This is a genomic window from Bradyrhizobium sp. Mp27 (assembly GCF_029953005.1).
GTDB lineage: Bacteria > Pseudomonadota > Alphaproteobacteria > Rhizobiales > Xanthobacteraceae > Bradyrhizobium > Bradyrhizobium barranii.
This window is the reverse complement of sequence record NZ_JASAUS010000785.1, coordinates 1-228: the sequence shown is the minus strand read 5'-3', so window position 1 is coordinate 228 and position 228 is coordinate 1. Positions and strand designations below refer to the sequence as shown.

General features: G+C 67.1%; 1 protein-coding gene. It reads right to left on the bottom strand.

Going from position 1 to position 228, the window contains the following annotated elements:
• The coding region (locus QJT78_RS52650; protein WP_281461000.1) for a transposase at positions 1-228 on the bottom strand (228 nt) is incomplete at both ends.

Here is a 228-nt window from a genome sequence, read left to right as displayed (position 1 = left end):
CAGCCGTCCGCAGGCCAGCTTGAATGCGGGATCGGACCGCAGATGATCGAGGTCGTCGGCGTCCTCGTAGCCGCAGCAGATCGCGAACATGCGCGCGCGGAACATATCGACAAGGCTGTGCACGACCCGCGTCGGATCGCGCCGATCCGGGAACACCCGGGCCAGATTGTCGGCCAAGCCGAGACGCCGCTCGGCCATCGCCAGAAGCATCACGCCCCCGTTCGAGGT